Source organism: Gulosibacter chungangensis (assembly GCF_008831155.1).
GTDB classification, from domain to species: Bacteria; Actinomycetota; Actinomycetes; order Actinomycetales; family Microbacteriaceae; genus Gulosibacter; species Gulosibacter chungangensis.
This window is the reverse complement of sequence record NZ_WBKB01000005.1, coordinates 124,309-140,672: the sequence shown is the minus strand read 5'-3', so window position 1 is coordinate 140,672 and position 16,364 is coordinate 124,309. Positions and strand designations below refer to the sequence as shown.

Genomic DNA, 16,364 nt, shown 5'->3' with positions numbered 1-16,364 from the left:
AGCGCCCATTGCCAATAGCGCTAACCCCGGCCAGTACAACGACCCCACCTACAGCAAACGGCAATGGGAACGTCGGGTCCCATTGCCGTTTGCGGGGCGGCGCGCGTTTGGTGTCGCTAGCGGCCGAGGAACTTCTGCAGTTTTTCGAGCTCTTCCGGAGTCGGGCCAGCCTTGGCCCCACCGGCACCCGCGCCGAACGCGGCGCCGGTGGGCTTCGACTCCTTCGGAGCCGGCTCGAGGCCACGCTTCGCGGGGTTACCCGAGAACTTCTTGCCCTTGGCCGCCTTCTTACCCTTCTTGCCGCCGCGAGCTGGTGAACCGGCACCCATTGGGCCCATCCCGGGGATACCCGGCATAGCCCCGCGAGCCATGGTCTTCATCATTTTCGCGGAGGCCTCGAAGCGCTTGATGAGTTCGTTGACGTCCTTAACCTCGGTACCCGAACCGCGGGCAATACGAGCGCGACGCGAGCCGTTGAGCACCTTCGGGTTCTTCCGCTCAAGCGGTGTCATCGACTGGATGATCGCCTCAATGTGCACGAGGCTCGACTCATCAAAGTTCTCTAGCTGGTCCTTCATATTGCGGTCCATGCCCGGGAGCATGCCGATCATCTTCTTGAAGTTGCCAGCCTTGCGGATCTGCTGCATCTGCACGAGGAAGTCTTCGAGCGTGAACTGGTCACTCGCGATCTTCTCGGCGGTCTTGCGCGCTTCTTCCTCATCGAAGGCCTTCTGCGCCTGCTCGATGAGCGAGAGCACGTCACCCATGTTGAGGATGCGCGAAGCCATCCGGTCGGGGTGGAAGACTTCGAAGTCATCCAGTCGCTCACCGGTAGAGGCAAACAGGATCGGCTTACCGGTGGTCTGCGCCACCGAAAGTGCGGCACCACCGCGGGCGTCACCGTCGAGCTTCGTGAGCACGACACCGGAGAACCCAACGCCCTCGTTGAAGGCTTGCGCGGTCGCTACCGCATCCTGACCGATCATCGAGTCGATCGTGAAGAGAACCTCGTCGGGGTTCGTGGCTTCCTTGATCATGCGCGCCTGGCGCATGAGCTCTTCGTCCACACCGAGACGACCCGCGGTGTCAATGATGACCACATCGTGGAGCTTCTCGGTCGCGATTCGCATTGCATCCCGTGCAACCTGGACCGGGTCACCAACACCGTTTCCGGGTTCGGGAGCAAAGACCGGCACTCCAGCCTGCTCAGCGACAATCTGCAGCTGAGTGACGGCATTCGGGCGCTGCAAGTCCGCCGCAACGAGCATCGGCGAGTGCTTCTGCCCCGCAAGCCACTTCGAAAGCTTTCCCGCAAGGGTGGTCTTACCTGCACCCTGCAGACCCACGAGCATGATCACCGTCGGCGGACGCTTCGCGAAGGTCAGCGAGCGGGATTCTTCACCACCGAGGATGCGCACCAATTCGTCATTGACGATCTTGACGACCTGCTGGGCCGGGTTCAACGCTCGGTTGACCTCGTCACCGAGGGCCCGCTCGCGCACGTGCGCGGCGAATTCCTTGACGACCGGCAGCGCGACGTCAGCTTCCAGCAGGGCGCGACGGATCTCGCGTACTGTGCCGTCAATGTCTGCGGCGGTCAGCCTGCCCTTCGAGCGAAGATTACTGAGGGCTTCGACGAGCCGATCTGAGAGGTTCCCGAACATAGCCATAGGGGTCTATCCTACCGCCTCCGGGCCGCTTTAGTTGGGCTTAGATCTGGCAGCGATCTCGACCAGTTCCAGGGCAGCCGCGTGCAGGTTGCGGTCTTCGCGCCAGACGGCGGTCAACGGCCGCCGCAGCTCCAACCCGCGCACGGGTACTCGAACGAGCCTGCCCACCGCGAGGTCGTCGGCAACCGTAATCGCGCTCATTACCGAGGGCGCAATACCGGCGGCCACCGCGTTACGCACGGAAATCACCGCCGAGAATTCCGCGGCTGGCGGTACCACCTGCAGGGTCGCGTCGGATTCCATCAGCAAGGTCTCCAGTGCCTGCCGCGTACCGGAGCCCTCTTCGCGTACGACCAGCGGGGTTTGCGCGAGCACTTCCGGGGAGACACCATCAGCAAGCTCTGCCCAAGGGTGGCCCGGCGCAACCACAACCACAAGTTCGTCGTGACCAACGGTGCGCATGGCAAGATCACTCGGCAAATCAAGCGTCTCGATAAACCCAATTGACACGGTGCCCTCGCGCACCTCACGCATCACCTCAACCGAGTTCACTGCGTGCACATGCGGGCTTGTGGCCCCGTTCTGCCCGCCGGTTTTCAGCGTGCCGATCCAGCCCGGCAATAGGTATCCCGCGATGGTTTGGGATGCGGCAACCCACAAGTCGACATCGCTATCGTCCCGCAGGGAATCGATCCGCGCGGCAAAAGTCTTGTTTGCCTCCAAGAGATCGGCCGCCCAGTCGGCAACAAGCTTGCCAACTTCAGTGGGTTTCGACCCGCGCGCGCCCCGCTCGAGGAGGTTCAACCCGAGAGATTGCTCCAGCCTGCGCATCCGCTCGGACACCGCCTGCTGGGAACGACCAGCCTTGGCCGCAACCGCATTAATACTGCCTATATCCACGATGCCAACAAAGAGTTCGAGGGATTCGTGATCAATGTGAGGCATAGGTTCAACCTACCTGCGACGTGCGAAGATTGGCTCCATGATCAATGGACCGCTCATTCTCCCGCACAATGGCAAACTTCCGCGCATCCACGAGACCGCCTGGATCGCCCCGAACGCGACGATCATCGGTGACGTCGAGATCGGCCCGGATTCGAGTGTCTTCTACGGCTGCGTGTTGCGTGGCGATTCCGGACCCATCCGCGTCGGTGCTCGCACGAACATCCAAGACGGTACCGTCGTCCACGTCGATGCGGATGCGCCCTGCACCCTCGGTGACGATGTCACGGTCGGCCACGCCGCAATGCTGCACGGCACGACTGTGGGCAATGGCACCTTGGTCGGGATGCGTGCGTCGCTGCTGAGCCATTCGGTGATCGGCACCGGGTCCCTCATTGCCGCTGGCGCGGTGGTGCTCGAAGGCTCCGAGATCGGCGATCGCGCACTCGCAGCAGGGGTTCCCGCCAAAGTTCGTCGCGAGCTAACCGACGAGGAATCCGCAGGGTTTATCCCCCACGCGGCAAGCTACGTGGCACTCTCGAAAGCACAGGCCGATCTCGCCGAGGCTGTGTCACTCGACCAAGTCCGGTTTCGCTAGACCACGTCCGGTTTCGCTAGGAGGCAATGCAGTGGCCGACACCACCCCAAACCGCAGCTTGCTGCGCGCCGCACAGATTCTTGATGCTGTTGAGGATGTCTCGCGGACCGTAAGTGAGATTTCGCGAATCACCGGCATCTCGGTGTCGGCCACCCACAGGCTCGCCTCTGACTTGTTAGAGCTAGGTTTTCTCCGTCGCACCCCCGACGGTGAGTTTTACCTCGGACGGCGCTTCAACCGTTCCACGGCGGGTGAAATCGCCCGACCATTCCTCGAGACTTGTCGAGACGCCACGGGAGAAACCACGCAGCTGTGGGTACGGCAAGGCAATTTCCGAGTCTGTGTCACGTCGGCAGATAGTCAGCATGAACTTCGCGCAACCCTGCCCGAACTCGCGCGACTCGAATTGCCAACCGGTTCCGCGGGAGAATTGCTCAGCGGTACCCCTGCGGCATTGCTTTCGCTCGGGCAGCACGGCTGGGTTGAGTCGGTCAGCGTCCGTACTCCGGGGTTGGCCTCGGTGAGCGCACCGGTTCGGGTTGATGGGAAACTGCTTGGCGCTGTGTGCATCGCAGTACCAATCGCGCGACTCGATACTGGCCCCGGTGAAGAGTTTGGTCAGGCGGCGATCGACTGTGCCAAGGCGATTGGGGCGGCTTTAGGCGGCGATTAATTCCCATTGGGTGGGATAATCGCGAATCGCATTGACCACAAAACGGGAAGCTCGATAGCGTCATGCTCATGAGCCACGAACAATGCTGTTCGTGCGCCGCAGAACCTGAATTTGGAGGCTCACAGTGTTCCCCACCACCACAATGCCGCTCGACGGAATCCGCGTTCTCGAACTCGGTAACTTCATCGCGGCCCCCTTTGCCGCGCGAATCTTCGGTGATTTCGGTGCCGAAGTCATCAAGGTCGAAAAGCCAGGCACCGGTGATGAGCTCCGCGACTGGCGTAAGCCCCGCGGCGAAACCTCAATGTTGTTTCGGACGCTCGGCCGTAACAAAAAATCGATCGTGCTCGATTTACGTTCCGAGGCAGGTCGCGAGGCAATTAAACGGCTCCTGCCGAGTGTCGATGTGGTGATCGAGAACTTCCGTCCCGGCACGATTGAGAAGTGGGGCCTCGGCCCCAAGGTGATGCACGAAGCCAACCCGGATCTCGTGCTCGTGCGCATCTCCGGATACGGTCAGACCGGCCCGTATATGAAGCGCGCCGGCTTCGGCAGCGCTGCGGAATCCTTTGGCGGCCTTCGCTACATCACCGGCGATGCTGACCGTCCGGCGGCCCGATCGGCTGCGAGCATGGGCGACACCGTGGCAGGACTTTATGGCGCACTGGGAGCACTCATGCTCATGCTGCAACGGGCTCGCGGCGGGGCCACGAAGGCTCCGGCAGTTGTTGACATCGGGCTGTACGAAGGCATCTTTAGTCTGCTGGATTCACTCGTGCCCGATTATGACGCGTACGGCATGGTCCGCAAGCGCAGCGGCGGCACGCTCCCCGGCGTGGTACCGATGGGGGCGTACCCCTGCGCCGATGGTTTGGAGATTGTGATTGGTGGCAATTCCGCATCGGTCTTTGCGCGCCTCATGGTTGCAATTGGCCGCCCAGATCTTGCGGAAGACGAGTCGCTCGAAAGCGCGCAGGGCCGCACCGCTCGTGAAGACGAACTCAACTCGCTCATCACCGCGTGGACGAGGTCGCACACCCTCGCCGAGGCGCAGGCTGCGCTCGATGACGCCGGTGTGCCAGCCGGCCCGGTGTACGACGCCCCGAGCATCGCCGAAGATCCCCATTACCGCGAGCGCGGCATGATCGAGGAACACGATGTGGTCATCGATGGCGCGCCTGAAACCGTGCGCTTCCCCGGTATCGTGCCGAAGCTTCCCGGTCACGAGGGGAAGACGCGTTGGGTTGGACCGGAGCTCGGTGAGCATTCCGCGGAAGTGCTGAGTGAGCTCGGCTACTCCCCCGATGAGATTGCGGCGCTCTCCGACGCGCAACCCACCGAGAATGCGGTGAACGCATGACTTTCATCGAGATCATCGATGTGTACCTGCGTGATGGTTTGCAGGATGAGGAAGTCATTGTCAGCACCGAAGAAAAGCTCGCCATCGCTGCGGATCTCATTGCCGCGGGGGTACGCCGTTTCGAGGTCGCATCCTTGGTTAATCCCAAGCGCGTCCCGCAGATGGCGGACGCTGCCGAGGTACTCGCCGGGCTCGTCCCGAATGCCGCCGAGTACACGGTGCTCGCGCTAAACGGTAAAGGCATTGACCGGGCGGCGGATGCGGGCGCAACGCACGTGCAGATCGTCGCCTCGGCAAGTCAGGCGCACAGCTCAGCGAACGCTGGCCGCAGCACTGAGGATGCGTTGGCTAGCCTCGCGGAGGCGGTCTCGAGACACCCAGAAATTACATTCTTTGCGGGGATATCCACCGCCTTCGTCTGCCCGTTTGAGGGCGATATCGCCGCCGCGAAGGTCGCAGATCTCGTCGGTGCCTTTGCCGAAATGGGTGTCTCGCACGTGGGTCTCGCCGATACGCTCGGCACCGCAACGACTCTGAAGGTATTGACGACGATCGCTGATGTCCGCGCCGCCCATCCCGATACTCCGCTCTCATTGCACCTGCACAATGCCGAGGGTCAGGCACTCGACACCGTAGTTGCCGCGGCGGCTGAAGGCATTACACAGTTTGATGCCGCACTCGCAGGCTTCGGCGGCTGTCCGTTCGCCCCGGGGGCACACGGAAATATTGCGACTGAAGCGATTGTCCGGGTGCTCCACGAGCAGGGCTACGAGACCGGTATCGATGAGGCGAAACTCGCAGAGGTCGCCCGACGCGCCCGCCGGGCGGTTGCCGAGGGGACGCCGATTTCGGCTATTGCCTAGTCGGCAGGGCCTGCCATGAGGGTGGTGGTACCCGAGACCGATTCACCGGCGCTCGTGGTCCAAGTCACGGTGATTTCGGTGCCGGGAGTGTATTCCGCGATCAGGCCCGAGAGTTCGGATGCGCTGCTCACGCTGACGTCGTCGATGGCGGTGATCGTGTCCCCGGCAGCGAGACCGAGTTCTGCGGCTGGGGTGTCTTCGTAGACTCCGGCGATGGTCGCACCACTGAGCTGCTGTGATCCGCCGGGCTGCTGGCCTCGCTGTCCCTGCTGGGAAGAAGTCTCCGAACTCAGCGCAATCCCGAGGAAGGCGGGTGTGCCGATGGTGTTCGTGTCAGTTTCCACACCGTTCACAATGTCCGCAGCAATATCGAGGGCATCGTCGATGTGGATCGCGTAGCCGGTGATGTCAGCGGTGCCGCTTGAGGCGGCGGTGGTCATGCCCACTACTTCGCCCTCGTCATCAAGCACGGCGCCACCTGAGTCGCCCGAGACCACATCCGCGTCGATCTCAATCATGTCAGTGAGCGTCTCGGTCGCTTCCAACCTGGACATGCTCGAGGTAGTCACGCTGGCATCAAGGCTGGTGACAGTTCCGGCTGCCGAGAGCAATTCCCCGCCGCCGGCGGTGTTGCCGATCGCCGCGATTTCGTCACCGACCGCGAGATCATCGTCATCGTCAATGGTCGCGGTGGTCATATTGCTGGCGTCATCCAGCTGCAGCACGGCAACGTCTTCGGTCGAATCGGTGCCGACCACGGTGGCGCTGTAGGTGTCGCCGTCGGCAGTGGTCACGGCAATTTCGGTGGAGCCCTCAATGACGTGATTATTCGTCAGCACGAGGCCGTCGGCGCTAAGCATGATGCCGGTACCGGCGGCTTCAGCACTCTGGTAGCCGAGCACCGTTTCAATGATCACCACGCCGGCCGACTCGCTGTCGCTCGCGGGGTTCGCATCGATTTCGGCGCTGTCCGTCGCGCCGCCAGAGTTCGGGAACTGCTGCTGGCCTTGCCCTTGAGATTCGTCCCAGGGATAGGTCGGGCCGGAGTCCGATTGCGAATCGGCGCCACCATTCCATTGCGGTGGTGTCTCACCGGTGCTCTGTTGCGTGGCCCCGTCGGCAAGTGCCGTACCGACCGCGACGCCACCGAAACCGCCGGCCAGCACGAGGGCAAGCGCGGCGCCCATCGCCACGAGGGCACGCTTCCACCCACTCGCGGGCTTCGCTTGCCCCGCCGGAGCGGCACCGGCCGGATGCTGGGCAAACTGTCCCGGGTCGCCATACGGCGGGTTACTTCCGTAGCCGCTGCCCCCGTAGCCACCGCTACCGTAGCCACCGCTACCGCCCTCGTAGCCTCCGGCACCCCCAAAGCCACCGTCGGCCGTGGGGTCCATGCCGTATTGCGGCACGGTTTGATAGGGACGCGTGACATTCGACTGCCCCTGCCAGGTCAGCTCAGGTGCTTGTTGATATGGATACGGCGCTGAGTCTTGCCAGGACGCGTTTTCGTATTGGTTCTTGTCGGCAGTCGGTTCGGATGGCTGCGCCTGTGACCCCGACGAAGGGGTCGGCTGTTCGGGTTCGGGGTTCGACGTGGTGTTCATGTCGGTCACTACACCAGCGCGCCTCATGAGCGAACGATGAGCAAGCTATGACTTCGCTATGAACGCCATCACTCGAGCGTTCATGGAAGAGGCAGAACTCGCGCTGCAGCGGCTCGCTGAGCAGGCGCCGCGCTAACCGACGACGACTAGTCAGATTGCTCACACTCTGGCCATTCAGCCAGCATTTGATGCGTTAATTCGCGATCTTTCCTTTGCTCAGCGCGATTCGCGCGCTAAACTTTCGGGCGCCGACGGCGACGCGAGACGCATTACCGCCGACTTCCCAACGGTGGGGCGCGTACTTGCAAACCACCGCGATGTGGATTGCACACAGGCGTGCCCTCACGCAGAGGGTCACCCTGTATCAGCGCCATCGAGCGCGCAATCCGGAAAGATATGTCAACAGATACCGCGCCGGTGAGCACCGCTGCTCAACCGACCAAGAAAACCAAAAAACTTCGCAACCGACACGTGACGATGATCACCCTCGGCGGGATCATCGGCTCGAGCCTGTTTGTAGGCTCCGCCAACGTCATCTCGCAAGTCGGTCCCGCTGCTCTCATCTCCTACGCCATCGGCGGCCTGCTCGTCATGTTCGCGATGCGGATGCTCGGCGAAATGGCGACCACGCGCCCCTCGATCGGTTCCTTCATGGAATACGCCAGAACCGGTCTCGGCGAATGGGCCGGCTATCTCGTCGGCTGGCTGTACTGGTACTTCTGGGTCGGTGTTATTGCCTACGAAGCGGTCATTGGCGGAGCGATTTTTCACGGGTGGTTCCCGGCAGTACCCGCGTGGGTGTTCGCGGTGGCACTGCTCGTGATCTTCATCGCCACGAACCTCATCTCGGTGCGCTCCTTCGGTGAGGTCGAATTCTGGCTCGCAAGCGTCAAGGTGGCCGCGATCCTCGTCTTCATCGCCGTGGGTGCGCTCTTTGTCTTCGGCGCTTGGCCGAATTCGACTCCCGGTATCAGCCACCTGTGGGATGTTGGGGGCTTCGCGCCCAACGGGGTGTGGCCGATCCTCTCGGGAGTCGCGATTGTGATCTTCTCGTACTTCGGTACCGAGATTGCCGTGATGGCTGCCGCGGAATCGGAAGACCCAGCCCGCGGCGTTCGCCAGGCAACCAACACCATCATCTGGCGCATCCTGCTGTTCTACTTAGGTTCGGTCCTCCTCATCGTCGCGATCGTGCCGTGGAATGCCCTGCCCGACCCCGACGTGCAGGGACCCTTCGCGTTCCTGTTCTCGCAGTATGGGATCCCGGGCGCCGACTTCATCATGACCGCAGTCATCCTGACGGCTGTACTCTCGGTGCTGAACTCCGGCATCTACTCGGCCTCGCGCATGTTCGCCTCGCTCGCGGGCCGTGGTTTTGCACCGAAGGCCTTCGCGAAGACCTCCACCAACGGTGTCCCCGTTGCCGCGGTGATCGCATCCACGCTCGGTGGTTTTGCGGCCGTGCTCGTAAGCTTCATCTTCCCGAACAGCGGCATCTTTGACTTCATCATGAACTCCTCGGGTCTGGTGGCGCTGTTTGTCTACGTGTTCATCGCGCTCACGCAGGTGCGCCTTCGCAACCGCATGACTCAGGAGGAGCAGGCGAACCTGAAGCTCCCGATGTGGCTACACCCGTGGCTGGCGTACCTCACGATTGCCGCAGTTGCCGGCATCGTAGTGATCATGCTTCTGAGTGGGCCGTCAACGCAGGCGCAGGTGTGGACGAGCCTCATCTCGGTCATCGTGTTGATTGCGGTGTGGCCGCTGGTCCGCCGCAACCTCAAGAAGACCGGTAAGTTCGGTCAGCCCATGACGACGGTTGTCGAGCAGCAGTAGCGCTGATTGCGGCAGATGACAGCGGGGCGGATCGATTACTACGATCCGCCCCGCTGTTGTGTCATTTCGATACGCGGCTACGCCGCTACTCAATGAGCGTGAGTACTACGCGGCTACGCCGCTACTCAATGAGCAGAGGGTTACGCGTCGGCGAGCAGCTGCTCGGCGAAGACGTGCGGAGTGAAACCGGTGAGATCGTTGATGCCCTCGCCGGTGCCGATGAGTTTGATCGGCAAGCCCGTACGTTCCTGCACCGAAAGCACGAATCCGCCCTTGGCCGAGCCGTCGAGTTTCGTGATCACGAGGCCTGTCACCCCGGCGTGTTCAATAAAGGCTTCGGCCTGCGAGACCCCGTTCTGGCCGGTGGTCGCATCCAGCACCAGCAGCACCTCACTTACCGGCGTGAGCTTTTCGACCACGCGGTGAATCTTGGTGAGTTCATCCATCAGCCCGGCCTTCGTCTGCAGGCGCCCCGCGGTATCGATGATGACCATCTCGAAGCCCTCGTTCATCGCCACCTCAACGGTCTGATAGGCGACCGAGGCAGGGTCCTGACCGTACTGTTGCGGTCGGACAATGCGCACATCCGCGCGCATCGCCCAGGTATCGAGCTGTTCCACGGCAGCGGCACGGAAGGTGTCGGCGGCTCCCACGACGACGGAGCGATTGAAGTTCCGCAGGAAGCGCGCGAACTTGCCAATCGTGGTGGTCTTCCCCACCCCGTTCACGCCCACCATCAGGGTAACCGCGGGGCGGGCCGAAAGGTTCAGCGTGGTGTCAAACTTCGAGAGCCGCTCTTCAATGACCTCGCGCAGCATGCGCTTGAGGTCCCGCGGGTCGGTCGTGTTGAAGCGCGAAACCTGCTCACGAAGCTCTTCAATCACCTCATCGGTGATCGTCGGCCCGAAGTCGGCCGAGAGCAACGCATCCTCGAGGTCCTCCCAGGTCGACTCGTCAATCGTCTGCCGACCGAACATGTTTCGAAGTGCGCCACCGAGTGACCAGGATTTACGTTCCGCCATGCCATTAGGGTACGGGATGACCAATCACTTCAATCTTGAACGGCAGGAACCATGCGCATCGGCCTGATTCGGCACGGAGAAACTGACTGGAATGCTCAAATGAAGTTGCAGGGTGCAACGGACATTCCCCTCAATGAGCGCGGCGTCGAGCAGGCGGCCGACGCCGGGCGACTGCTGCGCGGCAGCGACTGGACCAGGATGGTTGCCTCGCCCCTCACCCGCGCCCGCCACACCGGTGAGCTCATTGCCGCAGAACTGGGCCTCGACGAACCCGAGCTCATCCCGAATCTCGCCGAGCGCAGCTTCGGCGAACTCGAGGGCCAGCATGTCTACCGGCCAGATGGCAGCAGAACCTCGCTCGAGCATCCCAGTGTCGAGCCGGTGGATGCGGTGGTCGAGCGAGCCTTCGAGGCGCTCACCGAGATCGCCACTCGCTACCCGAACGACAATGTGCTGGCGCTCTCGCACGGCACCGTGATCCGATTCGTGTTGGATCAGCTGCTGGACTGGCAGGCACCGCATATTTCCAATGTCGCGCTGTCGGTATTGGAGAGTGATGCCGATTCGCCACGCGGCTTCGCGGTGCGCTCCGCGAACGGGTACCGCCACTACCCGCGCTGAACCGGCCCGCACTGAACCGGCCCACGCTGAATCGCGCCAGGTCGACTCACTCGCGGCTGAATCGATCGCGGCTGAACCACCCGTGGTCGAATCACCCGCGCGAAGTCCAATCCTCAGTATGTCCGCCGCCCGATTCCAGCTGTGATGTGCCACAGTGTTTGAAAGTGAATGTGCCATCTTCGTTATCTACGTGTAACCTTGCGGATGGTGAAGGGGAGTATTCCTCTCGCGACGTTCTCGTCATCACGGCCTCGGACACCTAAGTTCCGACCCGGGAGCGTCGGCCGCAGCCGCGGCGGAAGAGACCTTCAGAGTTTTTGTGAACCCTGGAGGCTAAGTCAATGGGTCATGTCGATCTTTGGGTCTGGATCATCAGCGTTGCCGTAATCGTCGGCTTCTTCTTCTTTGATTTCTATTCCCACGTCAAGCACGCACACGTGCCGTCCATCAAAGAATCTGGCTTGTGGACGCTGTTCTATGTCGTAATTGCCGTCGTCTTCATGGTCGGCGTCGGTTGGTTCTGGGGCTGGGACCACGGCGGTGATTTCATCGCCGGTTACGCCACTGAGAAGGCGCTCTCCGTCGATAACCTCTTCGTCTTCCTGATGATCATGACGGGCTTCAAAGTCCCCAAGATCGCCCAGCAAAAAGTCCTGCTCATCGGTATCGCGATGGCCTTGGTGTTCCGCACGGTGTTCATCATCGCGGGTGCCTGGGTGCTCAATGAGCTGTCGTGGGTGTTCTATATCTTCGGTGCCTGGCTGCTGTTCATGGCGATTCGCCAGTTTGTGGAGTCCTTCGATGACTCCGACCCAGAGATGCCGAAATGGGTCTCGAAACTGGGCAAGATCATCCCTTCTTCCGAGCACTACAACGGCGATAAGTGGACGATTGTCGAGGCCGGTAAGAAGCTCGCCACTCCCCTAACCATCGTCGTGGTCGCGCTCGGGATGACCGATATTCTCTTCGCGCTCGACTCGATTCCGGCGATCTTCGGTATCACCCAGGAGCCGTACCTCGTCTTCATGGCGAATGCCTTCGCGCTGCTGGGGCTGCGGCAAATGTACTTCCTGCTGGATGCGCTGCTCACCCGCCTGGTCTTCCTCGACCTCGGTATCGCGTTCATCCTCGGCTTCATTGGTGTGAAGCTCGTCTTCCACGCGATGCACGTGAACGAGCTGTCCTGGCTCAACGGCGGCGAACCGATCCTCTGGGCACCGGAAATCCCAACCTGGTTCTCGCTCGTGTTCATCATGGGTGTGCTCGTCATCGCGACCGTCACCTCGCTAATCTATTCCTCGCACCACGATGATGACGATGAGGATGAGGATGAGTCGTCGAAGACCGAGGCCGAGCTGGGCGCCAAGGAGACAACCGACGAAGCCTAGTCCGCGCATCCAATAACAAAGCCCGGTCCGCAGCAAACTTGCTGCGGACCGGGCTTTGTTATTGCGCGGAGACTAGCGGCTGGCTAGCGGGTGACTAGGAGTTCACCCGCACCGGCACGACGCGCTGGTCCACGCCGTTGTACACCGACAGCGGGCGGATGAGCGCGTTGGCGGCGTTCTGTTCCATGATGTGCGCGGTCCAACCGGTCACGCGCGAGGCCACGAACAGCGGCGTGAAGGTCGGGGTGTCGAAGCCCATCAGGTGATAGGTCGGGCCCGCCGGGTAGTCGAGGTTCGGGTGGATGCCCTTGCGCGCGACAAACTCCTCGGCCATCGTGCGGTAGAGGTCGAGCATGTCCTGGCGTCCGTAGTGCTCAATCATGCGCTCCATCGCAGCCTGCATGGTGGGTACGCGCGAGTCACCGTTTTTGTAGACACGGTGGCCGAAGCCCATGATCTTCTTCTTCTGAGCGAGGGCGTCGTCGAGCCAGGGCTTGACGTTCTCGGCGCTACCGATTTCAGCGAAGGTGTGCATGACCGCTTCGTTCGCACCACCGTGCAAGGCACCCTTGAGCGCGCCGATGGCACCGGTGACCGCACTGTAGAGGTCGGAGGTGGTCGAGGCAATCACTCGTGCGGTGAAGGTGGATGCGTTGAAGGAGTGCTCGGCGTACAGCACCATCGAGACGCGGAAAGCATCCACGACCTCGGGTGCCGCTTCCTCGCCGAAGCTCATCCAAAGGAAGTTCTGCGAGTAGTCGAGGTCTTCCCGCGGCTCGACAACATCCAGACCGTGACGGCGACGCTGGTCATACGCAACCACTGCGGGGAGGGCCGCGAACAGGCGCTTGGACTTCGCGAGGTTTGATTCCTCCGTGTTCGTCTCGGTCTCGGGGTCATTCGCACCGATCACCGAGACTGCCGTGCGTACGACATCCATCGGGTGGGCACTCTTCGGCAGCGAGTCGATGATGCCCTTGAGCGTGGGGCTAAGCGCACGACCCTTACGCTCCTCCGCGGTGAATGCTGCGAGTTCCTCCTCGGTGGGGAGCTCGCCGTACCAAAGCAGCCACGCCACTTCTTCAAAGCTGCAGTGTGCGGCGAGTTCCTGAACCGGGTACCCGCGGTAGAGCAACGAGTTGGTCTCGGGGTTCACCTTCGAGATCGCGGTGTAGTCCACCGGAACACCGGCGAGGCCCTTATAGATTTCCTTCTCTTCCATGTGGAATTCCAATCTTTCTAGCTACAGCGTTGTAGTTGACGGTCTGCGTAGTTGGCGGTCTGCGGTCGCTCGCTAGCCGATGGGCTCGCGCTCGACGCGGAAATTGAATACGGATGTGTCGAAGTGGTTATACGCCTCATAGTCGAGCAGTTCGTACAGGTCAGCGCGGTGCTGCATCTCACCGAGCTTGTCACGCAGGTGACCAACCTCATTGATTTCATCGAGCGCGCGCCCGGTGGCACCCATCGAGATACGCAGCATCGATACCGGCCAGATTACGAGATTCATCCCGACGTTGCGCAGCTCATCCACTGAGAACAGCTCGCTCTTACCGAATTCGGTCATGTTTGCCAATAGCGGCACATCCACCGCATTGCGCATGGCTTCGAACTCCTCGAGTGTGCGCATCGCTTCCGGGAAGATCGCGTCGGCACCCGCATCCACGAGCTCCTTCGCACGGTCGAGGGCAGCGTCGAGGCCTTCGGCGGCGCGAATGTCGGTGCGGGCCATGATGAGGAAGTTCTCATCACGGCGCGCATCGACAGCGGCACGGATGCGCTTAGTCGCGGTCGCCGAGTCGACCACCTGCTTGCCGTCGAGGTGACCGCAGCGCTTGGGGTTGATCTGATCCTCGATGTGGCAGCCGGCCAGGCCAGCATCCTCGAGTTCCTGTACTGTGCGGGCCACGTTCATCGGCTCACCGAAGCCGGTGTCGGCGTCGATAATCGCAGGCAAGTCGGTCATCCGGGCGATTTGCTTGCCGCGACCGGCGACCTCACTGAGAGTGGTGAGGCCGATGTCGGGAAGCCCCAGGTCGGCTGCGAGCACCGCGCCCGAAATGTAGACGCCTTCGAAGCCCTTGTCTTCGATCATGCGCGCCGATAGCGGGTTGAAGGCACCCGGGAAGCGCAGCAGTTCGCCACTGACGAGTTGCTGGCGGAGGTTCGCCCGCTTCTGGGCCGGAGTGTTCTTGGCGTAGAGCATAATTCTCTTTCTGCGTTGTCCTCGAAACGTGACCGCTTGCGCGACTTAGAAGAGTCCGGTGTTCGGACTCGGGATGAGCAGGCCCTCGGCTGCCACGATGTTGAGCTGGCCGAGCTCTTCAGCCTTGAGCTCCGGCAGGCGCTGGGCGACGTCGAGGAAGCGGTTGACCTCAGCCTCACCGAGGATGTCGGTGGCGAGGGTGCGGAACTTCTCGATGTACTGCTCACGGGCGAAGGGGCGGGCGCCGAGCGGGTGCGCGTCAGCCACGGCAATCTCATCGCGGATCACGGTGCCGTCGTTCAGTTCGATCTCGACTGCGCCACCAAATGCCTTCTCCGAGATGTCGAGCGAGTGGTAGCGTCGGGTCCATTCGGCGTCTTCCACCGTGGTGACCTTCTGCCACAGCTCGACCGTGTCCGGGCGACCGGCACGCTCAGGCGAGTAGGAATCAACGTGGTGCCAGGCACCGTCCTGCAGCGCGACCGTGAAGATGAACGGAATCGAGTGGTCGAGCGTCTCGCGCGAGGCGGTGGGGTCGTACTTCTGCGGGTCGTTCGCACCCGAGCCGATTACGTAGTGGGTGTGGTGCGAGGTCTTGATCAGCACCGACTTGATGCTCTCGGGGTGCTGCACGAGCTCGGGGTGCTCGCGGTGGAGCTTACGCGCGAGGTCGATCCAGGCCTGGGCCTGGTACTCGGCTGAGTGCTCCTTGGTGTAGGTGTCGAGGATCGCGCGCTTGGCTTCGCCCTGCTCCGGCAGCGGCACCGAGTAGCGAGCGGTCGGGCCGCTGAGCAGCCACGCAATGAAGCCGTCTTCACCCTCGTAGATCGGGGTGGGGCTCGTCTGGCCACGCATCGCGCGGTCTACCGCTTCGACAGCCATCTTGCCAGCGAAGGCCGGGGCGTGGGCCTTCCAGGTGGAGATCTCACCCTTGCGCGACTGGCGGGTGGCGGTGGTGGTGTGGAGCGCCTGGCCGACGGCCTGGAAGATGGTTTCGGTGTCGAGACCGAGGAGGGTACCGATACCGGCTGCAGCCGAAGGGCCGAGGTGGGCGACGTGGTCAATCTTGTGCTCGTGCAGGCAGATGGCCTTCACGAGGTCGACCTGAATCTCGTAGCCGGTGGCGATACCACGCACGAGTTCGTTTCCGGTCAGTCCCTTGGACTTCGCCGCGTGCTGTGCAACCGCAACGATCGAGGGGATGTTGTCGCCGGGGTGCGAGTAGTCGGCAGCGAGGAAGGTGTCGTGGAAGTCGAGTTCGCGAACAGCAACGCCGTTCACCCAGGCGGCCCATTCGGGGCTCGTGCGCTCGGCCTCGGCAAGACCGAAGATGGTCGCACCTTCACCGTGCTTGGATGCGGGGTGGGAGGTGGCCTGTCCGCGTGCGGCCACGATCGGGGCACGGTTGAGGGATGCGGCGGCCACCGAAGCGTTGTCGATCACGCGGTTGATCACCATGTCGGTAACTTCTTCGGTCACCTCGACGGGGTCGGTTGCGACCTGAGCGATCTTCCACGCGAGCTGGTCTTCGCGGGCGAGGTTCTCTTCGGACTTGTAGGTGCGAACTTCGTGTTGCTTCAT

Annotated in this window: 14 protein-coding genes; 7 read left to right on the top strand and 7 right to left on the bottom strand. The window is 62.2% G+C overall.

Annotation, left to right across the window (positions count from 1 at the left end):
• Positions 1–116: 116 nt before the first annotated feature.
• Together ffh and F8O05_RS09250 are read right to left on the bottom strand one after the other, a co-directional pair.
• A complete protein-coding gene (ffh, locus tag F8O05_RS09255) occupies positions 117–1,670 on the bottom strand; it encodes a signal recognition particle protein (RefSeq protein ID WP_158052447.1) in 1,554 nt (517 codons plus the stop codon).
• A gap of 30 nt (positions 1,671–1,700) precedes the next feature.
• Positions 1,701–2,615, bottom strand: coding sequence for a LysR family transcriptional regulator (locus F8O05_RS09250; RefSeq protein WP_158052446.1), 915 nt, complete (start codon positions 2,613–2,615; stop codon positions 1,701–1,703).
• 37 nt (positions 2,616–2,652) lie between these two features.
• Between F8O05_RS09250 and F8O05_RS09245 the strand changes: the two genes are divergently transcribed.
• The 4 genes from F8O05_RS09245 (at position 2,653) to F8O05_RS09230 (ending at position 6,106) form a co-directional block, all read left to right on the top strand.
• Positions 2,653–3,210 (top strand): gamma carbonic anhydrase family protein, encoded by a 558-nt coding sequence (locus F8O05_RS09245; protein WP_158052445.1) that lies wholly within the window; start codon positions 2,653–2,655, stop codon positions 3,208–3,210.
• Positions 3,211–3,241: 31 nt separating this feature from the next.
• Positions 3,242–3,883 carry an IclR family transcriptional regulator gene (locus tag F8O05_RS09240; RefSeq protein ID WP_158052444.1) on the top strand — a complete coding sequence of 214 codons (642 nt, stop codon included), beginning with the start codon at positions 3,242–3,244 and terminating at the stop codon, positions 3,881–3,883.
• 142 nt (positions 3,884–4,025) lie between these two features.
• Complete coding sequence (locus F8O05_RS09235; RefSeq protein WP_158052571.1) at positions 4,026–5,243, top strand: CaiB/BaiF CoA transferase family protein; 1,218 nt, start codon at positions 4,026–4,028, stop codon at positions 5,241–5,243.
• Positions 5,240–6,106 (top strand): hydroxymethylglutaryl-CoA lyase, encoded by an 867-nt coding sequence (locus F8O05_RS09230; RefSeq protein WP_158052443.1) that lies wholly within the window; start codon positions 5,240–5,242, stop codon positions 6,104–6,106. The genes F8O05_RS09235 and F8O05_RS09230 overlap by 4 nt, the downstream gene beginning before the upstream one ends.
• Here F8O05_RS09230 and F8O05_RS09225 read toward each other — a convergent pair.
• Complete coding sequence (locus tag F8O05_RS09225; protein WP_192497114.1) at positions 6,103–7,710, bottom strand: S1C family serine protease; 1,608 nt, start codon at positions 7,708–7,710, stop codon at positions 6,103–6,105. The genes F8O05_RS09230 and F8O05_RS09225 overlap by 4 nt on opposite strands.
• 396 nt (positions 7,711–8,106) lie before the next feature.
• Between F8O05_RS09225 and F8O05_RS09220 the strand changes: the two genes are divergently transcribed.
• A complete protein-coding gene (locus tag F8O05_RS09220; RefSeq protein ID WP_158052441.1) occupies positions 8,107–9,546 on the top strand; it encodes an amino acid permease in 1,440 nt (479 codons plus the stop codon).
• 140 nt (positions 9,547–9,686) lie between these two features.
• On the opposite strand, the gene ftsY is transcribed toward F8O05_RS09220, so the two are convergent.
• The gene (gene ftsY / locus F8O05_RS09215; RefSeq protein WP_158052440.1) at positions 9,687–10,568 is read right to left on the bottom strand and encodes a signal recognition particle-docking protein FtsY; all 882 of its coding nucleotides are present in this window, start codon (positions 10,566–10,568) and stop codon (positions 9,687–9,689) included.
• A 51-nt stretch (positions 10,569–10,619) separates the two neighbouring features.
• On the opposite strand from ftsY, the gene F8O05_RS09210 reads away from it, so the two are divergent.
• Together F8O05_RS09210 and F8O05_RS09205 are read left to right on the top strand one after the other, a co-directional pair.
• A complete protein-coding gene (locus F8O05_RS09210) occupies positions 10,620–11,189 on the top strand; it encodes a histidine phosphatase family protein (protein WP_158052439.1) in 570 nt (189 codons plus the stop codon).
• A 341-nt stretch (positions 11,190–11,530) separates the two neighbouring features.
• Positions 11,531–12,577 (top strand): TerC/Alx family metal homeostasis membrane protein, encoded by a 1,047-nt coding sequence (locus F8O05_RS09205; protein ID WP_158052438.1) that lies wholly within the window; start codon positions 11,531–11,533, stop codon positions 12,575–12,577.
• Positions 12,578–12,671: 94 nt separating this feature from the next.
• On the opposite strand, the gene F8O05_RS09200 is transcribed toward F8O05_RS09205, so the two are convergent.
• The 3 genes from F8O05_RS09200 to F8O05_RS09190 form a co-directional block, all read right to left on the bottom strand.
• Positions 12,672–13,799: a bifunctional 2-methylcitrate synthase/citrate synthase gene (locus tag F8O05_RS09200; RefSeq protein ID WP_158052437.1), complete on the bottom strand. Its 1,128-nt coding sequence runs from the start codon at positions 13,797–13,799 to the stop codon at positions 12,672–12,674.
• A 72-nt stretch (positions 13,800–13,871) separates the two neighbouring features.
• Positions 13,872–14,783 carry a methylisocitrate lyase gene (prpB, locus tag F8O05_RS09195; protein WP_158052436.1) on the bottom strand — a complete coding sequence of 304 codons (912 nt, stop codon included), beginning with the start codon at positions 14,781–14,783 and terminating at the stop codon, positions 13,872–13,874.
• A 45-nt stretch (positions 14,784–14,828) separates the two neighbouring features.
• Entirely contained in the window at positions 14,829–16,364 is a 1,536-nt protein-coding gene (locus F8O05_RS09190; RefSeq protein WP_158052570.1) for an MmgE/PrpD family protein, read from the bottom strand.

Bases quoted from the DNA above. Each gene is read 5' to 3' on its own strand.
- ffh (WP_158052447.1), bottom strand. From the start codon at position 1,670: ATGGCTATGTTCGGGAACCTCTCAGATCGGCTCGTCGAAGCCCTCAGT.
- F8O05_RS09250 (WP_158052446.1), bottom strand. From the start codon at position 2,615: ATGCCTCACATTGATCACGAATCCCTCGAACTCTTTGTTGGCATCGTG.
- F8O05_RS09245 (WP_158052445.1), top strand. From the start codon at position 2,653: ATGATCAATGGACCGCTCATTCTCCCGCACAATGGCAAACTTCCGCGC.
- F8O05_RS09235 (WP_158052571.1), top strand. From the start codon at position 4,026: ATGCCGCTCGACGGAATCCGCGTTCTCGAACTCGGTAACTTCATCGCG.
- F8O05_RS09230 (WP_158052443.1), top strand. From the start codon at position 5,240: ATGACTTTCATCGAGATCATCGATGTGTACCTGCGTGATGGTTTGCAG.
- F8O05_RS09225 (WP_192497114.1), bottom strand. From the start codon at position 7,710: ATGAACACCACGTCGAACCCCGAACCCGAACAGCCGACCCCTTCGTCG.
- F8O05_RS09220 (WP_158052441.1), top strand. From the start codon at position 8,107: ATGTCAACAGATACCGCGCCGGTGAGCACCGCTGCTCAACCGACCAAG.
- ftsY (WP_158052440.1), bottom strand. From the start codon at position 10,568: ATGGCGGAACGTAAATCCTGGTCACTCGGTGGCGCACTTCGAAACATG.
- F8O05_RS09210 (WP_158052439.1), top strand. From the start codon at position 10,620: ATGCGCATCGGCCTGATTCGGCACGGAGAAACTGACTGGAATGCTCAA.
- F8O05_RS09205 (WP_158052438.1), top strand. From the start codon at position 11,531: ATGGGTCATGTCGATCTTTGGGTCTGGATCATCAGCGTTGCCGTAATC.
- F8O05_RS09200 (WP_158052437.1), bottom strand. From the start codon at position 13,799: ATGGAAGAGAAGGAAATCTATAAGGGCCTCGCCGGTGTTCCGGTGGAC.
- prpB (WP_158052436.1), bottom strand. From the start codon at position 14,783: ATGCTCTACGCCAAGAACACTCCGGCCCAGAAGCGGGCGAACCTCCGC.
- F8O05_RS09190 (WP_158052570.1), bottom strand. From the start codon at position 16,364: ATGAAGCAACACGAAGTTCGCACCTACAAGTCCGAAGAGAACCTCGCC.